The sequence below is a fragment of the Streptomyces sp. NPDC030838 genome, assembly GCF_055572035.1.
Map to the genome: position 1 here is coordinate 183,201 of NZ_JBVIED010000011.1, position 13,542 is coordinate 196,742.

Here is a 13,542-nt window from a genome sequence, read left to right on the forward strand (position 1 = left end):
CATCCGGGCCGGGCCGAGGCCTCCACGCGCGGCCGGACCCAGGAGTCCGCACTCCGATCCCCGGCCCCGGGGCCTCTCGTCCGGGCTGGCCCCACGGCCTCTCATCCGGGCCGGGCCCGAGACCTCTCACCCCGGTCGGCCCGGGGCTTCTCACTGCCGTCCGGGCCGGAGGCCTCACGCCAGGTCTGGCAGGTCCTCCGCGTACAGCAGGGTCAGATCGTCCGTGCTCGGTTCGTCGAGCTGGGCGACCCGGCTCGCGTGCCGCTCCACCATCGCCTCGAACGTCTGCCGCGCGGTGCGGCCGTTGCCGAACGCAGGGCCCTTCGGGATCGCCGTGAAGTACTTCAGCAGGGCCTCGGCGGCGCCCGGCGCCAGCCGGTACTCGTGCTCCTCGGCCTGCTGCTCCACGATCCGCAGCAGCTCCTCGGGGCCGTAGTCGCTGAAGGTGATGGTGCGGGAGAAGCGGGAGGCGACACCCGGGTTGACCGACAGGAAGCGCTCCATCTCGGCCGTGTACCCGGCGACGATCACCACGACCGCGTCGCGGTGGTCCTCCATCAGCTTCACCAGCGTGTCGATGGCCTCCTTGCCGAAGTCCCGGCCCGCGTCCTCCGGGGACAGCGCGTACGCCTCGTCGATGAACAGCACGCCGCCGCGGGCCCGTTCGAAGGCCTCCTGGGTGCGGATCGCCGTGGAGCCGATGTGCTCGCCGACCAGGTCGACGCGGGACACCTCGACCAGATGGCCCTTCTCCAGGACGCCGAGCGAGGCCAGGATCTCGCCGTAGAGCCGGGCGACCGTGGTCTTGCCGGTGCCGGGGGAACCGGTGAAGACCAGATGCCGCTTGACCGAGGCCGCCTTCAGACCGGCCTGCTGCCGACGCCGGCCCACCTCGATCATGTCGGTCAGCGCCCGCACCTCGCGCTTGACGCTCTCCAGGCCGACCAGGGCGTCGAGTTCGCCGAGCACGGCCTTGGAGGTCCGGGCCGACGGCTCCGGCCGTTCGGCGACGGGCGGGGCGGGCTCCGGCTCGGTGGGCCGCTGCCCGGGGATCGCGCTCAGCAGCCCCGGCGTCCGGCCCGCCGTCTGCACGGCCGGCTCCCGCGTCGCCGGGGACCGCAGGCTCGCGCTCTCGTCGCTGGTGCAGTCCTCGACGACCGGTCCCGCGCCCGCGTCCGGACCGCCGTCCGCGAACTCGTACCCGCCGCGCGCGCAGCGCTCCGTACGGCACTTCCTGAGCGTCGTACGACAACCGTCGAGCACATGGAAGCCGTAGCCGCCGCTGCCCGTGACCCGGCAGTTCAGGAAGCTGCCGCGGCCGCCCGCCGAGACGTAGAAGCCCGCCTCCGCGGGCGAGTCGACCGTGCACCGCTCGATCACCGGGTCGGCGCCCTTGGTGACGATCACGCCCGTCTGGGTGCCGTCCAGCGTGCAGTTGCTGAGGGTGCCGCCGCTGCCGTGGTCGCGGAACCAGGCGCCCGTCGCCGCGTCCCGGATCCGGCAGTCGTCGAGCTGCGCCGTCGCGCCGTCGCTCACCGACACGGCAGTGTTGCGGACCTGGGACAGATCGCTGTCGACGACGTCCGCGCGGGAGCCCCGGTCGAGGACGAACAGCGCGTCCGGCACGTCGTGCACCCGGCAGGAGTCCAGCACCGCCGTCGCGCCGTCGCTGACCCACACCGCCGGATAGTCGCCGGTGCTGTCGAAGATCTCGCACTGGTTGGCGTCCACGCGGGTGCCCGGGTCCCACACGGACAGCCCGTTGCGCCCGAACTGCCGCACGGTGGTGCGGGTCAGCGTCAGCACCGAGCGGGAGCGCAGGTCGACCGCGTTCTCCGGGATGTCGTGGATCCGGCAGTCGGCCAGGGTGAGCACGGCGTCGGTGTCGAGGGTGACACCGTCCGCGGTGGTGCGGTGCACATCGCAGTCGGTGAGGTGGGCGGTGGCACGGCCGGAGATCTGCACCCCGCTGCCGCGCACCTCGTACACCTCGCAACCCACCGCTTCCAGCGCCGAGTTGTCACCGGTGGCGGTCAGGCCCGAGCCGGCGGCGTGGTGCACCCGGCAGCGCTCCAGGCGGGGGTGGCCGCCGCCGCGCACCGCGACACCCGCCTGCCCGGCCGCGACCACCTCGCACTCCTCGAACACCCCGCCCCCGCCGTCCACCACGGCGATGCCGATGCCGGCCGGGTTGTCGACGGTGCAGCGCCGCACGGTCGGGCGGGCACCGCCGCGCACCTCGATGCCCGCCGCGGACCGGGTGACGATCCGGACGTCGACCAGCTCCGGCGCGCCCTCCTCCACCAACAGCGCGGGCGCCGCCGCGTCCTGGCCCTCCACATGCAGGTCCTGCACCACCGCGGAGGCCCGCACGGTCAGCGGCACCCCGTCGACGGGCGCGATCCGCACCGAGCCGGGGGAGCCCTCCGGGCCGCGCAACGTCACCGCGCGGCGGACGACGAGGTTCTCCCGGTAGGTACCGGGGGCGACGGTGAGCACATCACCGTCGGCCGCGGCCTCCAGGGCGGCGGCGAGCGATGCGTACTCACCCGTGCGGCGCCGCCACCGCGACGTGCCGGTGTGCGTCACCTGGACCGTGCCCTGTGCCATGGCGTTGTTGTGCCCCCACCTCGTCGTACGCGGGTCGATGCCGAAGAGTTCGGCCGGTCCACCGTAGCGTGCGCGCGGACGGTGGGTTGACCGGAGCCGGAAGGCGGTCAGCTGCCGGCGCCGGTCCTGCCCCAGTCCGGTCCGGCCTGCTCCCAGGCCCGGTCCAGACGGGCGTACCGGCGGCGCACCATGCGCCACAGGACCATCCGTCTGCCGCCCTCGACCAGGCCCGCGGTGAGCAGGGCCGCGCCGAGCCCGGCGAGGACGGCGTGTGTGGTGGCGGTGGCGGGGTCGAGGGGGCGGGTCACCAGGTGGCCCTGGGGATCGGTCCACAGTCTGAACCGGTCGCCGGGTTCCGCTGACTTGAGCTGCGCCAGGACCGTGCCCTGGTGCGCGCTGCCGTCCGGTGCGGTCCAGTCGGCGAGGACCCGGGTGCGGGTGTCGCGGGTGGCGGTCTCGGGGTCGGCCTCCAGCGGGCCGCGCTCCAGTCTGCGGATCACGGTGGCCGTCACCTGGTGGCGGGCCAGGCGCTGTTCACGGACGGAGCGCTGGAGGGCCTCCTGGGTGGAGGAGGCGACGAGGGTGCCGAGCAGGGGAGCGACGAGGAGCATCAGGAGCAGCGCCGTCAGGGCGAGCCAGGCCTCGGCCAGATCGGTCGCGCGGCACAGCGGATTGTGCCGCCAGCGCCAGAGTCCGCGCAGGGCTCGCACTCCCGCACCCCCTTCCCGCTCCGTGACCGTCCCCGGCGGAGCCGTCCACCCGAGGAACCGGTCGAGGAGAGCGTGACATCACCGCCGGCCGGGTCCTCATGAACTTCTCACGAAACCCCAACGTGCGGGCCGCGCACCGCGGTTCCCGTGCGTCGGCGAGTTGGCGGGATCTCGTCGCCACGACATCCCGCCGCCCGCGGCCGTCCCCGCTAAGCGAGCACTCGAACGGGGTCGCCGACCCGGACGGTGCCGGGGGAGAGGGGCACCAGATTCTGGCCGAAGACCAGCTTGCCGCCGACGCGGCGGTGCCGGCCCAGGGTGAGCAGGGGTTCCCGGCCGCGTTCCGCGCTGGTCTGGTCGGTCGTGGTCACGACACACCGTCCGCAGGGCTTGGCGACGCGGAACTCCACGTCCCCGACGGCGATCCGGGACCAGTCGTCCTCCGCCCAGGGAGCGGTGCCCGCCACGACCAGGTTCGGCCGGAAGCGGTTCATCGGGAGCGGGCCCTCCGCGGCGTGGTCGCCCTCGGCGATCAGCGAGTTGAGGGCGTCGAGGGAGGCCACCGAGGTGAGCAGCAGCGGATAGCCGTCGGCGAAGCTCACCGTCTCGCCGGGCCGCGCGTACTCCGGGTCGACGGGGCGGCGGACGGCGGGATCGTCCATGTGCACCAGACGGACGTCGATTCCCAGGTAGGCGCTGCACCAGGCGTGCGCGGCGGCGTCGGCCGGGACGCCGTCCACCTTGTCCCGCCAGATCTCCACCGGCACCGTGCCCATCGGCTCGGGGACGGACACCGTCAGCGGGTCGAGGCCGGGCGCGGACAGCCGAAGGCCGCCGCCGGGCAATAGCTCGGCGGCGGCCAGCGCGAGGCGCGGTTGCTGGCGTTGCGTGACGACCTTTCCCCCGTCGTCGATCAGCACCCAGCGTCGGTCTCCGGCCAGCCCCCAGGGCTCCACGAGGGCTTCCCGAAGCGACAGGCCCCGGAACGCCTTGACCGGATGGACGTGAATCGATTGCAGTTCCGCGTTCCCCATGGGGCCATCGTGCCAGGTGACAGCGACAGCCCGGGGAGACGGTCAGTAGCCGCGGTACTGCTGGTTGTTGTACGGGTCCTGGTAGGGAGCGGGCGCGGGGCGGGGCGCCGCGGGGCGCATCGCCTCGTACCCCGTGCCGGGCGCGGCGGCCGGGCGCGGCTGCTGGGGAACCTGCGGACCCGGGTAGCCGCGGGGCGCGGAGGCCTGCTGCGGGATGTACGCCGTCGGTGCCGCCTGCTGCAGCGGCGCGGGCTGCTGCGGCTGCGGGTAGCCGTAGGCGGGCTGGGAGGGGGCCGCCGGGAGGGCGGGCAGGGCCGACGGCAGCGCGGGCAGCGAGGCGGCCGGCGTGTCGTAGGCGGCGGGGACCCGGATCGGGGCGATCTGCGGGGTGCCCCGCTCGGCCACGAGGGAGTCGTAGATCGGGGTGTCCGGGAAGGAGGCGGAGTAGTAGCCGCCACCATAAGTGGAGCGGGGGGAGGTCATGGCACATAAGTTAAGCCCACGATGTGCTGGTTGGGGAGACCGATAATGGGGTTGTTTTCCGTGTCTGGGGTGACGCCGGATCGCCAATGCGAGCGAACACGGGAAAAAGGGGCGCCGCGCGGCGGCCGGATCGTGTAAAGGCTCAGTTCCGAGCGGGTTACCGGCGGTTGGCCTCTGATCTTCCTACGGCTCCGAAAGGGGTCCGCCATGCCATCTCACACTCTCTGTGGGACTTCGCTGTCCGGGGCAATAGGTTGGGTGTGCAGAGAACCCGGGAGAACCCGTGAGGGTGCGGAGTGAGGGGGGCGGACATGTCCATGCCGAAAGGATCGAATACGCCGGTGCCGACGACGGCCCTGCGGGTCGAGGTGGGCTGGCGCGGCGGACCGGGCGTCCCCGACGCCGACGCCTCGGCGCTGCTGCTGGTCGGCGGAAAGGTCCGCTCCGACAGCGACTTCGTGTTCTACAACCAGCCCGCGCACTCCTCCGGCGCGGTCCGCCACGAGGGCAAGCGGGACACGGGCGGCCGGATGACCGACACGCTGCTCGTCGACCTCGCGCGCGTGGAGCCCGCCGTGGAGACGGTGGTGCTCGCCGCCTCCGCCGACGGCGGCACCTTCGGCCAGGTGCCGGAGCTGTCCATCGAGGTCAAGGACGCCGCCCAGGGCAATCTCGTCGCCCGCTTCGACAGTACGGACGCATCGGTCGAAACCGCGTTCGTGCTCGGCGAGTTCTACCGCCGCCAGGGCGCCTGGAAGTTCCGCGCGGTCGGCCAGGGCTACAGCAGCGGCCTGGAGGGGCTGGCCACGGACTTCGGCATCACCGTCGACGAACCGCAGCACGCGGCGCCTCCCGCGGCACCCGCCCAGACGGCTCCGGCCGCACCGGCCCAGGCGGTGCCGCCGGTGACGGCGCCGGTCACCCCGCCTCCGCCCGCCGCGCCTGCCGCCGCGCCCGTCCGGCTCACCAAGGTCACGCTCACCAAGGCCTCCCCGACGGTGTCGCTCACCAAGCAGGGCGGCACCTCGGGCGCGCTGCGGGTGAACCTCAACTGGGAGGTGCGCAAGCAGTTCTCGGGGTGGGGCAGCAAGCTCGGCCGGGCCGTCGCCATGCACTCCGACCTGGACCTCGACCTGTGCGCCCTGTACGAACTCGCCGACGGCAGCAAGGGCGTCGTCCAGGCCCTCGGCAACGCCTTCGGCTCGCTGCACCAGCCGCCGTACATCCACCTCGACGGCGACGACCGCACCGGCGCCGTGGCGACCGGCGAGAACCTGACCGTCAACCTCGACTACAAGGACGCCTTCCGGCGCATCCTCGTCTTCGTCACCATCTACGAGGGCGCCCGCTCCTTCGCCGACCTGCACGCCACGATCACCCTGCAGCCACAGTACGGCGCTCCCGTCGACTTCTCCCTGGACGAGTGCACGATCCCCTCGCCGGTGTGCGCGCTGGCGCTGATCACCAACACCGGCGGCGACCTCATCGTCCAGCGCGAGGCCCGCTACCTGATCCCCGAGCACGGGGTCAGCCCGCAGCGGACCGTCGACCGCGCCTACGGATGGGGCATGAACTGGACGCCCGGACGCAAGTGAGCGAGAGGGAGTGATCAGCTCTCGTCGGGCACGGCGTCCGGGCGCGCGTAGGTGCGGCCCTTCCAGGCCGCGCCGCGCCCCCGGTAGTGCTGCACCGCCGAGTCGACCGTCATCAGGAGATAGAGGAAGGCGGTGAACGGCAGCAGGGGCGCGAGCCACAGGGGCTGCCGGTAGTAACGGAGCATCGGCACGTACGTCCCCGCCATCACCAGCCACGCCGCGGCACCGAGCGCCCCCGCCGCCGTATCGCCGCCGAGCGGTCCGGCGGCCAGGGCCACCGGCGGCACGAGATAGACGACGGCCAGTCCGGCGACCGTGCCGAGCAGCAGCAGCGGGTTGTGCCGCAACTGGGCATAGGCGCTGCGCGAGACCATCCGCCACAGGTCGTGCAGCCGCGGATACGGGCGCACGCTGTCCACCCGGTCGGCCAGCCCCAGCCAGAGCCGGCCCCCGCCGGCGCGCACCGCCCGCGCGAGAGCCACGTCGTCGATGACGGCGTGCCGGATGGCGTCCGGGATCCGCGCCCGCTCGGCGGTCTCGGTGCGCAGCAGCACACAGCCGCCCGCCGCGGCCGCCGTCCGCGCGCCCCGCCGGCCGATCCACCGGAAGGGGTAGAGCTGCGCGAAGAAATAGACGAAGGCGGGTACGACGAGCCGCTCCCAGAAACTCTCCACCCGCAGCCGGGCCATCTGCGAGACCACGTCGAAGCCCCCGGTGCGGGCCGCGGCCACCAGCGTGCGCAGACTGTCCGGGGCGTGCGCGATGTCGGCGTCCGTCAGCAGCAGATATTCGGGGGCACGCGCGCGTGCCTCCCCGATGCCGTGGCGCACCGCCCACAGCTTGCCGGTCCAGCCCGCGGGCGGCTCGCCCGGCGAGACCACGGTCAGCGGCAGCCCGCCCCGCCGCCGCGCGAGCTCCCGCGCCAACTCCCCGGTGCCGTCCGTACTGCCGTCGTCGACGAGGAACACCTCCGCGCGCCCCGGATAGTCCTGCCCGAGCAGCGACGGCAGGCTCACCGGCAGCACCTCGGCCTCGTCGCGGGCCGGTACGACCACACAGACGGACGGCCAGTCGTCGGGGTCGCGGCGGGGCGGCAGTCTGACGTCCGTACGCCAGAAGAAGCCCTGGCCGAGCAGCAGCCACAGCCAGGCGGCGAGGGAACCGGCGGCAGTCCATGCGAGGGCGCTCACCCGCGCAGTGTGCCCCACCGGAGCGGGCGGCGAGGGCACATCGACTATCGTGGCCGGGTGAAGATCGCGCTCATGGACTCAGGAATCGGGCTGTTGGCGGCGACCGCTGCGGTACGGCGCCTCCGCCCCGACGCCGATCTGGTGCTCTCCCTGGACCCCGACGGCATGCCCTGGGGACCGCGCACGACGGAGGACCTCACCGCACGTGCCGTGGCCGTCGCCGAGGCCGCCGCCGCGCACCGGCCCGACGCCCTGATCATCGGCTGCAACACCGCCAGCGTGCACGCGCTGTCCACGCTGCGCGCCCGCCTGGAGCCCGGCATCCCGGTGATCGGCACCGTACCCGCGATCAAGCCCGCCGCGGCCGGCGGCGGCCCGGTCGCGATCTGGGCCACGCCCGCCACCACCGGCAGCCCCTACCAGCGGGGACTCATCCGCGATTTCGCCGACGGGGTGCCGGTCACCGAGGTGCCGTGCTGGGGGCTCGCCGAGGCCGTGGAGCACGCGGACGAGGCGGCGATCGACGCCGCCGTCGCGGCGGCGGCCGAGCTGACGCCGGACGATGTAACGACCGTCGTCCTGGGCTGCACCCATTACGAGCTGGTCGCCGAACGCATCCGCGCGGCCGTACAGCAGCCGGGGCGTCCGCCGCTGGTCCTGCACGGCTCGGCCGGCGCCGTCGCCGCGCAGGCGCTGCGCCGGATCGGCACCCGCCCGGAGCCCGCGACCGCGGCCCGCGGCGAGGTGACGGTGCTGCTCAGCGGACGCGAGGGCGCGCTGCCCGAGCCCGCGCTGGCCTACGAGGAGGGACGGCTGCTCACGCAGGCCGTGCCCGCGCCGGTGGCCGACCCGCGCTGACCGCGCGCAGGCGCCCGAGGGGAGCGCGGGGAGGGGCCCGGGCAGACCAGTCACGCTGTGCGACGGGCTACCCGCGCAGCGAAACCTGAGTAACCTCGAGAGCATGAGGGACCATCCCCGCGATGCCCGCTCCGCGCACCCCGATGTCTGGACCGGCCGGGCCACCAACCGGGTCCAGTGGCTGCTGGCGCTCGTCGGCGCGGCCTGCCTGGCGCTCGGCATCGAGCTGGCCGTCGACTACACCCCGTGGGCGGACGGCATCGCCGCACTGGTGATGGCCTGCGTCGGCTGTATCGCCGCCGGGCTGCTGGTCCTCTTCGGAACCCTGGCCTTCGTGCACGTCGCGCTGCGGGTGGACGAGGAGTGCCTGGAGATCCGCTGCGGCCACATCGGCGTGCCGCGCCGCCGCATCCCCCTCTCCCAGGTGGTGGGCGCGGACTTCGAGCCGCATGTCACCCCACGCCAATGGGGCGGCTGGGGCTATCGCTGGCGCCCAGAGAAGGGCACCGCCGTCGTCGTACGGCGCGGCGAGGGCGTGATCCTTCGGCTGTGGGACGGGCACACCCTCACGGTCACGGTGGACGACGCGGAGTCGGCCGTACGGGTGATCAGGGACCGCCTGATCCCTCGCGCGCCGGGACCGGCCCGCTGACCTGAACGGTTCCGGGCGGCCGGATCACGGCTGCCCCCGCTCCTCGGCCTGCGGCCGCGCCGTGGCCAGCCCCGCCAGCAGGCCCGCGCCCGCCGACACCGCGGTGAAGCTCAGGGCGTTGCCGACCGCGGAGATCGCCGCCAGCGCGGTGAGCGCGGCGCCCGCGGTCAGCGCGACCGGCGTGGGGCGCGCGGTGCGCCACAGCGTGTAGAGCATCCAGCAGAACACCGCCGCCAGCAGGAGCGCCCCGATCAAGCCTTGCTCCGCCGCCTGCTGCAACGGCGCGGAGTGCGGCTTGCCGTCGGACAGCGGTGACGCGGCCACGGCCTGGCTCCGCTCCCCGAACCGCCCCGGCCCCACGCCGAGCGCGGCGTCCCCACGCGCGAGGGCGAGCGCGTCCCGCCACAGCTCGACCCGGTGCCGGGTCAGCGGACCCTCCAGGGACGTGGACAGCCCGGACGGCAGCACCCGCCCGGCGACCGCCCAGGCCGCGCCGGTCACCAGGACCGCGACCAGCGCCAGCCCCGCGACGGCCGGCCCCCGGTGCCGGATCCGGCCGGCGGCGAGCGAGGCCAGCAGTACCGCCGTACAGACGACGGCCCCGGCCGTCGAGCCCCGGACGGCCGCGGTCACCGCCATGCCGGCGGCCAGCGCGCCGAGCGCCAGCCGCAGCAGGGCGGCGCGGGCCGACCAGGCGGCGCAGCAGGCCGCCCCGGTGGCCAGCGCCAGCAGTGCCGCGGTGGCCCCGGCGTGTCCGAGCGGGGCACCGGGCTGCGGTCCCGGGGCGAGGTGCGGTATGGCGAGGGTCAGACCGAGGCCGGCCAGGGCCCCGGCGCAGGGTGCGGCGACCGGCAGCAGCGATCCGCAGATCCGCCCGGCGGCGTGTCCGGCCGCCACGGCGAGCACCGCCAGCAGCACGCCCTCGGGCCGACCGCCGTGCGCCGCCGCCGTGATCAGGGACCAGGCGGCGCAGGCCCCGAGCACGGCCACGCCCGCCGCATCAGAAACGTTTCGTCTCTCGCCGTCCGCGTCCTGCCCGGCCACAGACGTCATCCCCGTGGACCCCACGACCCCACCCGTCCCCCGAAACCGGTCCCCCGACCTGTGACGGACCCCGTCGCCGCCCGCGTCCCCGCCGGGCGGCTCAAGGCTCCGGCACACCGTAACGGCTGATGGGCGGTTTGTGGATGAGTCGGGGGGAGATGTGCGGAAACGATGCGGCAGCGGTCTGCGCGGGGCCCGTCGCGGCAGCGTGCGGCGCACCCCGGGCCCCGTGGACCGCGCTGTCGGCGCCGGGGGAGCCCGCCGTAGACTCCCGGAGTGACCGTCACCGCAACCACCGTGGGCGAGTCGGACGCCGTCCAGCCGCGAACCTCGCCCGCCTCGCGCGGCGCGTGGCTGCCGCGCCTCGTCCCGGCCGCCACCGCGGCGCTCTCCGGAGTGCTGCTCTACGTCAGTTTTCCGCCCCGCACCCTGTGGTGGCTGGCCCTGCCGGCCTTCGCCGCCTTCGGCTGGGTGCTGCGCGGCCGCGGCGTGAAGGCGGGTCTCGGCCTCGGCTATCTCTTCGGCCTCGGCTTCCTGCTGCCGCTGCTGGTGTGGACCGGCGTGGAGGTCGGGCCCGGGCCCTGGCTCGCCCTGGTCGCGATCGAGGCGCTGTTCGTCGCCCTGGTCGGCGCGGGTGTCGCCGCGGTGTCACGGCTGCCCGCGTGGCCGGTGTGGGCGGCGGCGGTGTGGATCGCGGGTGAGGCGGCACGCGCGCGTGTGCCGTTCCACGGCTTCCCCTGGGGCAAGATCGCCTTCGGCCAGGCCGACGGCGTCTTCCTGCCGCTCGCCGCCGTCGGCGGCACTCCCGTGCTCGGTTTCGCGGTCGTCCTGTGCGGTTTCGGTCTCCACGAGGTGGTCCGCCTCGCGGTGGACGCCCGCCGCGATCGCGCGGTCCGGCGGTCCGCCGCGGTGACGGCGCTGCTCAGCCTGGCCCTGCCACCGCTCGCGGCCCTCGCCGCCCTGCCCCTGGTGAGCGACAAGGCCGAGAACGGCACCGCCACGGTCGCCGTCATCCAGGGAAACGTGCCCCGCGCGGGCCTCGACTTCAACGCCCAGCGGCGGGCCGTACTCGACTACCACGCGCGCGAGACGGAGCGGCTGGCCGCCGAGGTGAAGGCCGGGAAGGCCGCCCAGCCGGACTTCGTGCTCTGGCCCGAGAACTCCTCCGACATCGACCCCTTCGCCAACGCCGACGCCCGCGCGGTGATCGACGGCGCCGCGAAGGCCATCGGCGCGCCCATCTCCGTCGGCGGCGTCGTCGAACGCGACGGCAGGCTGCTGAACGAGCAGATCCTCTGGGACCCCGAGCAGGGGCCCGTCGACACCTACGACAAGCGGCAGATCCAGCCGTTCGGCGAGTATCTGCCGCTGCGCTCGCTGCTCGACGCGATCAACGAGAACTGGACCAGCATGGTCCGCCAGGACTTCAGCCGGGGCGGCGAGCCGGGCGTCTTCACCCTCGACGGCACCAAGGTCGGCCTCGCCACCTGCTATGAGGCCGCCTTCGACTGGGCCGTGCGGGACACCGTCACGAACGGCGCGCAGATGATCTCCGTGCCGAGCAATAACGCCACCTTCGACCGCAGTGAGATGACCTACCAGCAGCTCGCCATGTCGCGGATCCGCGCGGTCGAGCACAGCCGGACCGTCACCGTGCCGGTCACCAGCGGCGTCAGCGCGATCATCCTGCCGGACGGCACGATCACCCAGAAGACCGGCATGTTCGTCGCCGACTCCCTGGTCCAGGAGGTGCCGCTGCGCTCCTCCGAGACCCCCGCCACCCGGCTCGGCATCCTGCCGGAGATCGCCCTGCTGCTGGTCGCCGCGGGCGGCCTCGGCTGGGCCGTCGCCGTGGCCGCGCGCGGGCGACGCGCGGGTGACGTGTAGCCGTACGACCGCCGTACGCCCCGGAAGTCGGCCGGGGGTCCATGGCATGGCCCGTTAGGGTCGGGCCCATGGCTACTCCTGACTTCATCCGCGACCTGCGGGCCTCCGCCGGACACCAGCTGCTGTGGCTCCCCGGAGTCACCGCGATCGTCTTCGACGACGACGGCAGAGTGCTGCTCAACCGCCGCACCGACACCCGCAAGTGGTCGGTGATCGGCGGCATCCCGGACCCCGGCGAGCAGCCCGCGGTCTGCGCGGTGCGGGAGGTCTACGAGGAGACCGGTGTGCACTGCGTCCCCGAGCGGGTCGTCCTCGTCCAGGCGCTGGACCCGGTCACCTACGGCAACGGGGACACGTGTCAGTACATGGACATCACCCTGCGCTGCCGTGCGGTCGGCGGTGAGGCCCGGGTCAACGACGACGAGTCGCTGGAGGTCGGCTGGTTCGAGGTGGACGCGCTGCCGGAGCTCAACGAGTTCGGGCTGTTGCGGATCAAGCAGGCTCTGTCGGACGCACCCACGTGGTTCGAGCCTATGACCTCGGAATGAAGTGTGGTGGGTGACCACATGGGGCGGGGGACGGGCGCTGCCTAGGGTCGAGACATGACCCCGCCCCGTGACCTGCCCGGCCCGCCCGGGCCCTCCGCCCCCTCGCTCGACCTGGGCGGCCGCACCGCCCTCGTCACCGGCGCCGCCGGCGGCATCGGCCGCGCCTGTGCGCTGCGGCTCGCGGCCGCCGGAGCCAAGGTCAGAGCGGTCGACCGGGACGACGCCGGACTGGCGGCGCTCACCGAACAGGCCGCGGGCCTGGCCGGGACCGTCGAACCGCATGTCCTCGATCTCACCGACCTGGACGCCGCCGAACAGGTCGCCGCGGGCACCGACGTCCTCGTCAACAACGCCGGACTGCAACTCGTGCGGCCCCTGGAGGAGTTCCCGCCCGACGTCTTCCACACCGTCCTCACCGTGATGCTGGAGGCGCCGTTCCGGCTGATCCGCGGTGCCCTGCCGCACATGTACGGGCAGGGCTGGGGCCGGATCGTGAACATCTCCTCCGTGCACGGGCTGCGTGCCTCGCCGTACAAGTCGGCGTACGTGGCCGCCAAGCACGGCCTGGAGGGCCTCTCCAAGACCGCCGCCCTCGAAGGCGCGTCGCACGGCGTCACGTCGAACTGCGTGAACCCGGGTTACGTCCGCACCCCTCTGGTCGAGCGGCAGCTCGCCGACCAGGCCCGGGCGCACGGCATCCCGCGGGAGCGCGTCCTGTCCGAGGTGCTGCTCCAGGACACCGCCGTGAAGCGGCTCATCGAACCGGAGGAGGTCGCGGAGGCGGTGGCGTACCTGTGCGCGCCGCAGGCGTCGTTCGTCACCGGCACCTCGCTGGTCCTCGACGGCGGCTGGACGGCGCACTGAGCCCCGCGGTGCGATCCGGAGTTGTCCACAGGGCTGCCGGGGCGCCCGCGTCATGGTGAATCCTGTG

Annotated in this window: 12 protein-coding genes; 6 read left to right on the forward strand and 6 right to left on the reverse strand. The window is 73.9% G+C overall.

Annotated features, from left to right (window positions below; all coding sequences use genetic code 11):
* Window positions 1-174: 174 nt before the first annotated feature.
* From ACZ42A_RS26590 to ACZ42A_RS26605, 4 genes are all read right to left on the reverse strand, one after another.
* Window positions 175-2,610, reverse strand: coding sequence for a right-handed parallel beta-helix repeat-containing protein (locus tag ACZ42A_RS26590; RefSeq protein WP_468529771.1), 2,436 nt, complete (start codon window positions 2,608-2,610; stop codon window positions 175-177).
* A 107-nt stretch (window positions 2,611-2,717) separates the two neighbouring features.
* Complete coding sequence (locus ACZ42A_RS26595) at window positions 2,718-3,320, reverse strand: Rv1733c family protein (RefSeq protein WP_468529772.1); 603 nt, start codon at window positions 3,318-3,320, stop codon at window positions 2,718-2,720.
* Between the two features lie 209 nt (window positions 3,321-3,529).
* Window positions 3,530-4,354, reverse strand: a complete 825-nt coding sequence (locus ACZ42A_RS26600) for an MOSC domain-containing protein (RefSeq protein ID WP_468529773.1) — start codon at window positions 4,352-4,354, stop codon at window positions 3,530-3,532.
* Between the two features lie 42 nt (window positions 4,355-4,396).
* Window positions 4,397-4,837: a DUF6643 family protein gene (locus ACZ42A_RS26605; protein WP_468529774.1), complete on the reverse strand. Its 441-nt coding sequence runs from the start codon at window positions 4,835-4,837 to the stop codon at window positions 4,397-4,399.
* Window positions 4,838-5,154: 317 nt separating this feature from the next.
* Here ACZ42A_RS26605 and ACZ42A_RS26610 point away from each other — a divergent pair, with 317 nt between their 5' ends.
* Window positions 5,155-6,432 (forward strand): TerD family protein, encoded by a 1,278-nt coding sequence (locus tag ACZ42A_RS26610; protein ID WP_468529889.1) that lies wholly within the window; start codon window positions 5,155-5,157, stop codon window positions 6,430-6,432.
* Window positions 6,433-6,446: 14 nt separating this feature from the next.
* Here ACZ42A_RS26610 and ACZ42A_RS26615 read toward each other — a convergent pair whose 3' ends face one another.
* The gene (locus ACZ42A_RS26615; RefSeq protein WP_468529775.1) at window positions 6,447-7,622 is read right to left on the reverse strand and encodes a glycosyltransferase; all 1,176 of its coding nucleotides are present in this window, start codon (window positions 7,620-7,622) and stop codon (window positions 6,447-6,449) included.
* 57 nt (window positions 7,623-7,679) lie between these two features.
* Here ACZ42A_RS26615 and ACZ42A_RS26620 point away from each other — a divergent pair, with 57 nt between their 5' ends.
* Both ACZ42A_RS26620 and ACZ42A_RS26625 read left to right on the forward strand, forming a co-directional pair.
* The gene (locus ACZ42A_RS26620; RefSeq protein WP_468529776.1) at window positions 7,680-8,480 is read left to right on the forward strand and encodes a glutamate racemase; all 801 of its coding nucleotides are present in this window, start codon (window positions 7,680-7,682) and stop codon (window positions 8,478-8,480) included.
* A 103-nt stretch (window positions 8,481-8,583) separates the two neighbouring features.
* Window positions 8,584-9,132, forward strand: a complete 549-nt coding sequence (locus ACZ42A_RS26625; protein ID WP_468529777.1) for a hypothetical protein — start codon at window positions 8,584-8,586, stop codon at window positions 9,130-9,132.
* A 24-nt stretch (window positions 9,133-9,156) separates the two neighbouring features.
* On the opposite strand, the gene ACZ42A_RS26630 is transcribed toward ACZ42A_RS26625, so the two are convergent.
* On the reverse strand, window positions 9,157-10,185 hold the full coding sequence (locus ACZ42A_RS26630) for an O-antigen ligase family protein (RefSeq protein WP_468529778.1): 1,029 nt from the start codon (window positions 10,183-10,185) through the stop codon (window positions 9,157-9,159).
* Between the two features lie 267 nt (window positions 10,186-10,452).
* Between ACZ42A_RS26630 and lnt the strand changes: the two genes are divergently transcribed.
* The 3 genes from lnt to ACZ42A_RS26645 all read left to right on the forward strand — a co-directional run bounded on the left by lnt (window position 10,453) and on the right by ACZ42A_RS26645 (window position 13,475).
* Complete coding sequence (gene lnt, locus ACZ42A_RS26635) at window positions 10,453-12,063, forward strand: apolipoprotein N-acyltransferase (RefSeq protein ID WP_468529779.1); 1,611 nt, start codon at window positions 10,453-10,455, stop codon at window positions 12,061-12,063.
* 68 nt (window positions 12,064-12,131) lie between these two features.
* Entirely contained in the window at window positions 12,132-12,611 is a 480-nt protein-coding gene (locus tag ACZ42A_RS26640; RefSeq protein WP_468529780.1) for an NUDIX hydrolase, read from the forward strand.
* Between the two features lie 54 nt (window positions 12,612-12,665).
* Window positions 12,666-13,475, forward strand: coding sequence for a 3-hydroxybutyrate dehydrogenase (locus ACZ42A_RS26645; protein WP_468529781.1), 810 nt, complete (start codon window positions 12,666-12,668; stop codon window positions 13,473-13,475).
* Window positions 13,476-13,542 lie beyond the last annotated feature (67 nt).

Coding starts and splice junctions, on each gene's coding strand:
- ACZ42A_RS26590 (WP_468529771.1), bottom strand. CDS start 2,610: ATGGCACAGGGCACGGTCCAGGTGACGCACACCGGCACGTCGCGGTGG.
- ACZ42A_RS26625 (WP_468529777.1), top strand. CDS start 8,584: ATGAGGGACCATCCCCGCGATGCCCGCTCCGCGCACCCCGATGTCTGG.
- ACZ42A_RS26605 (WP_468529774.1), bottom strand. CDS start 4,837: ATGACCTCCCCCCGCTCCACTTATGGTGGCGGCTACTACTCCGCCTCC.
- ACZ42A_RS26600 (WP_468529773.1), bottom strand. CDS start 4,354: ATGGGGAACGCGGAACTGCAATCGATTCACGTCCATCCGGTCAAGGCG.
- ACZ42A_RS26640 (WP_468529780.1), top strand. CDS start 12,132: ATGGCTACTCCTGACTTCATCCGCGACCTGCGGGCCTCCGCCGGACAC.
- ACZ42A_RS26610 (WP_468529889.1), top strand. CDS start 5,155: ATGCCGAAAGGATCGAATACGCCGGTGCCGACGACGGCCCTGCGGGTC.
- ACZ42A_RS26645 (WP_468529781.1), top strand. CDS start 12,666: ATGACCCCGCCCCGTGACCTGCCCGGCCCGCCCGGGCCCTCCGCCCCC.
- ACZ42A_RS26630 (WP_468529778.1), bottom strand. CDS start 10,185: ATGACGTCTGTGGCCGGGCAGGACGCGGACGGCGAGAGACGAAACGTT.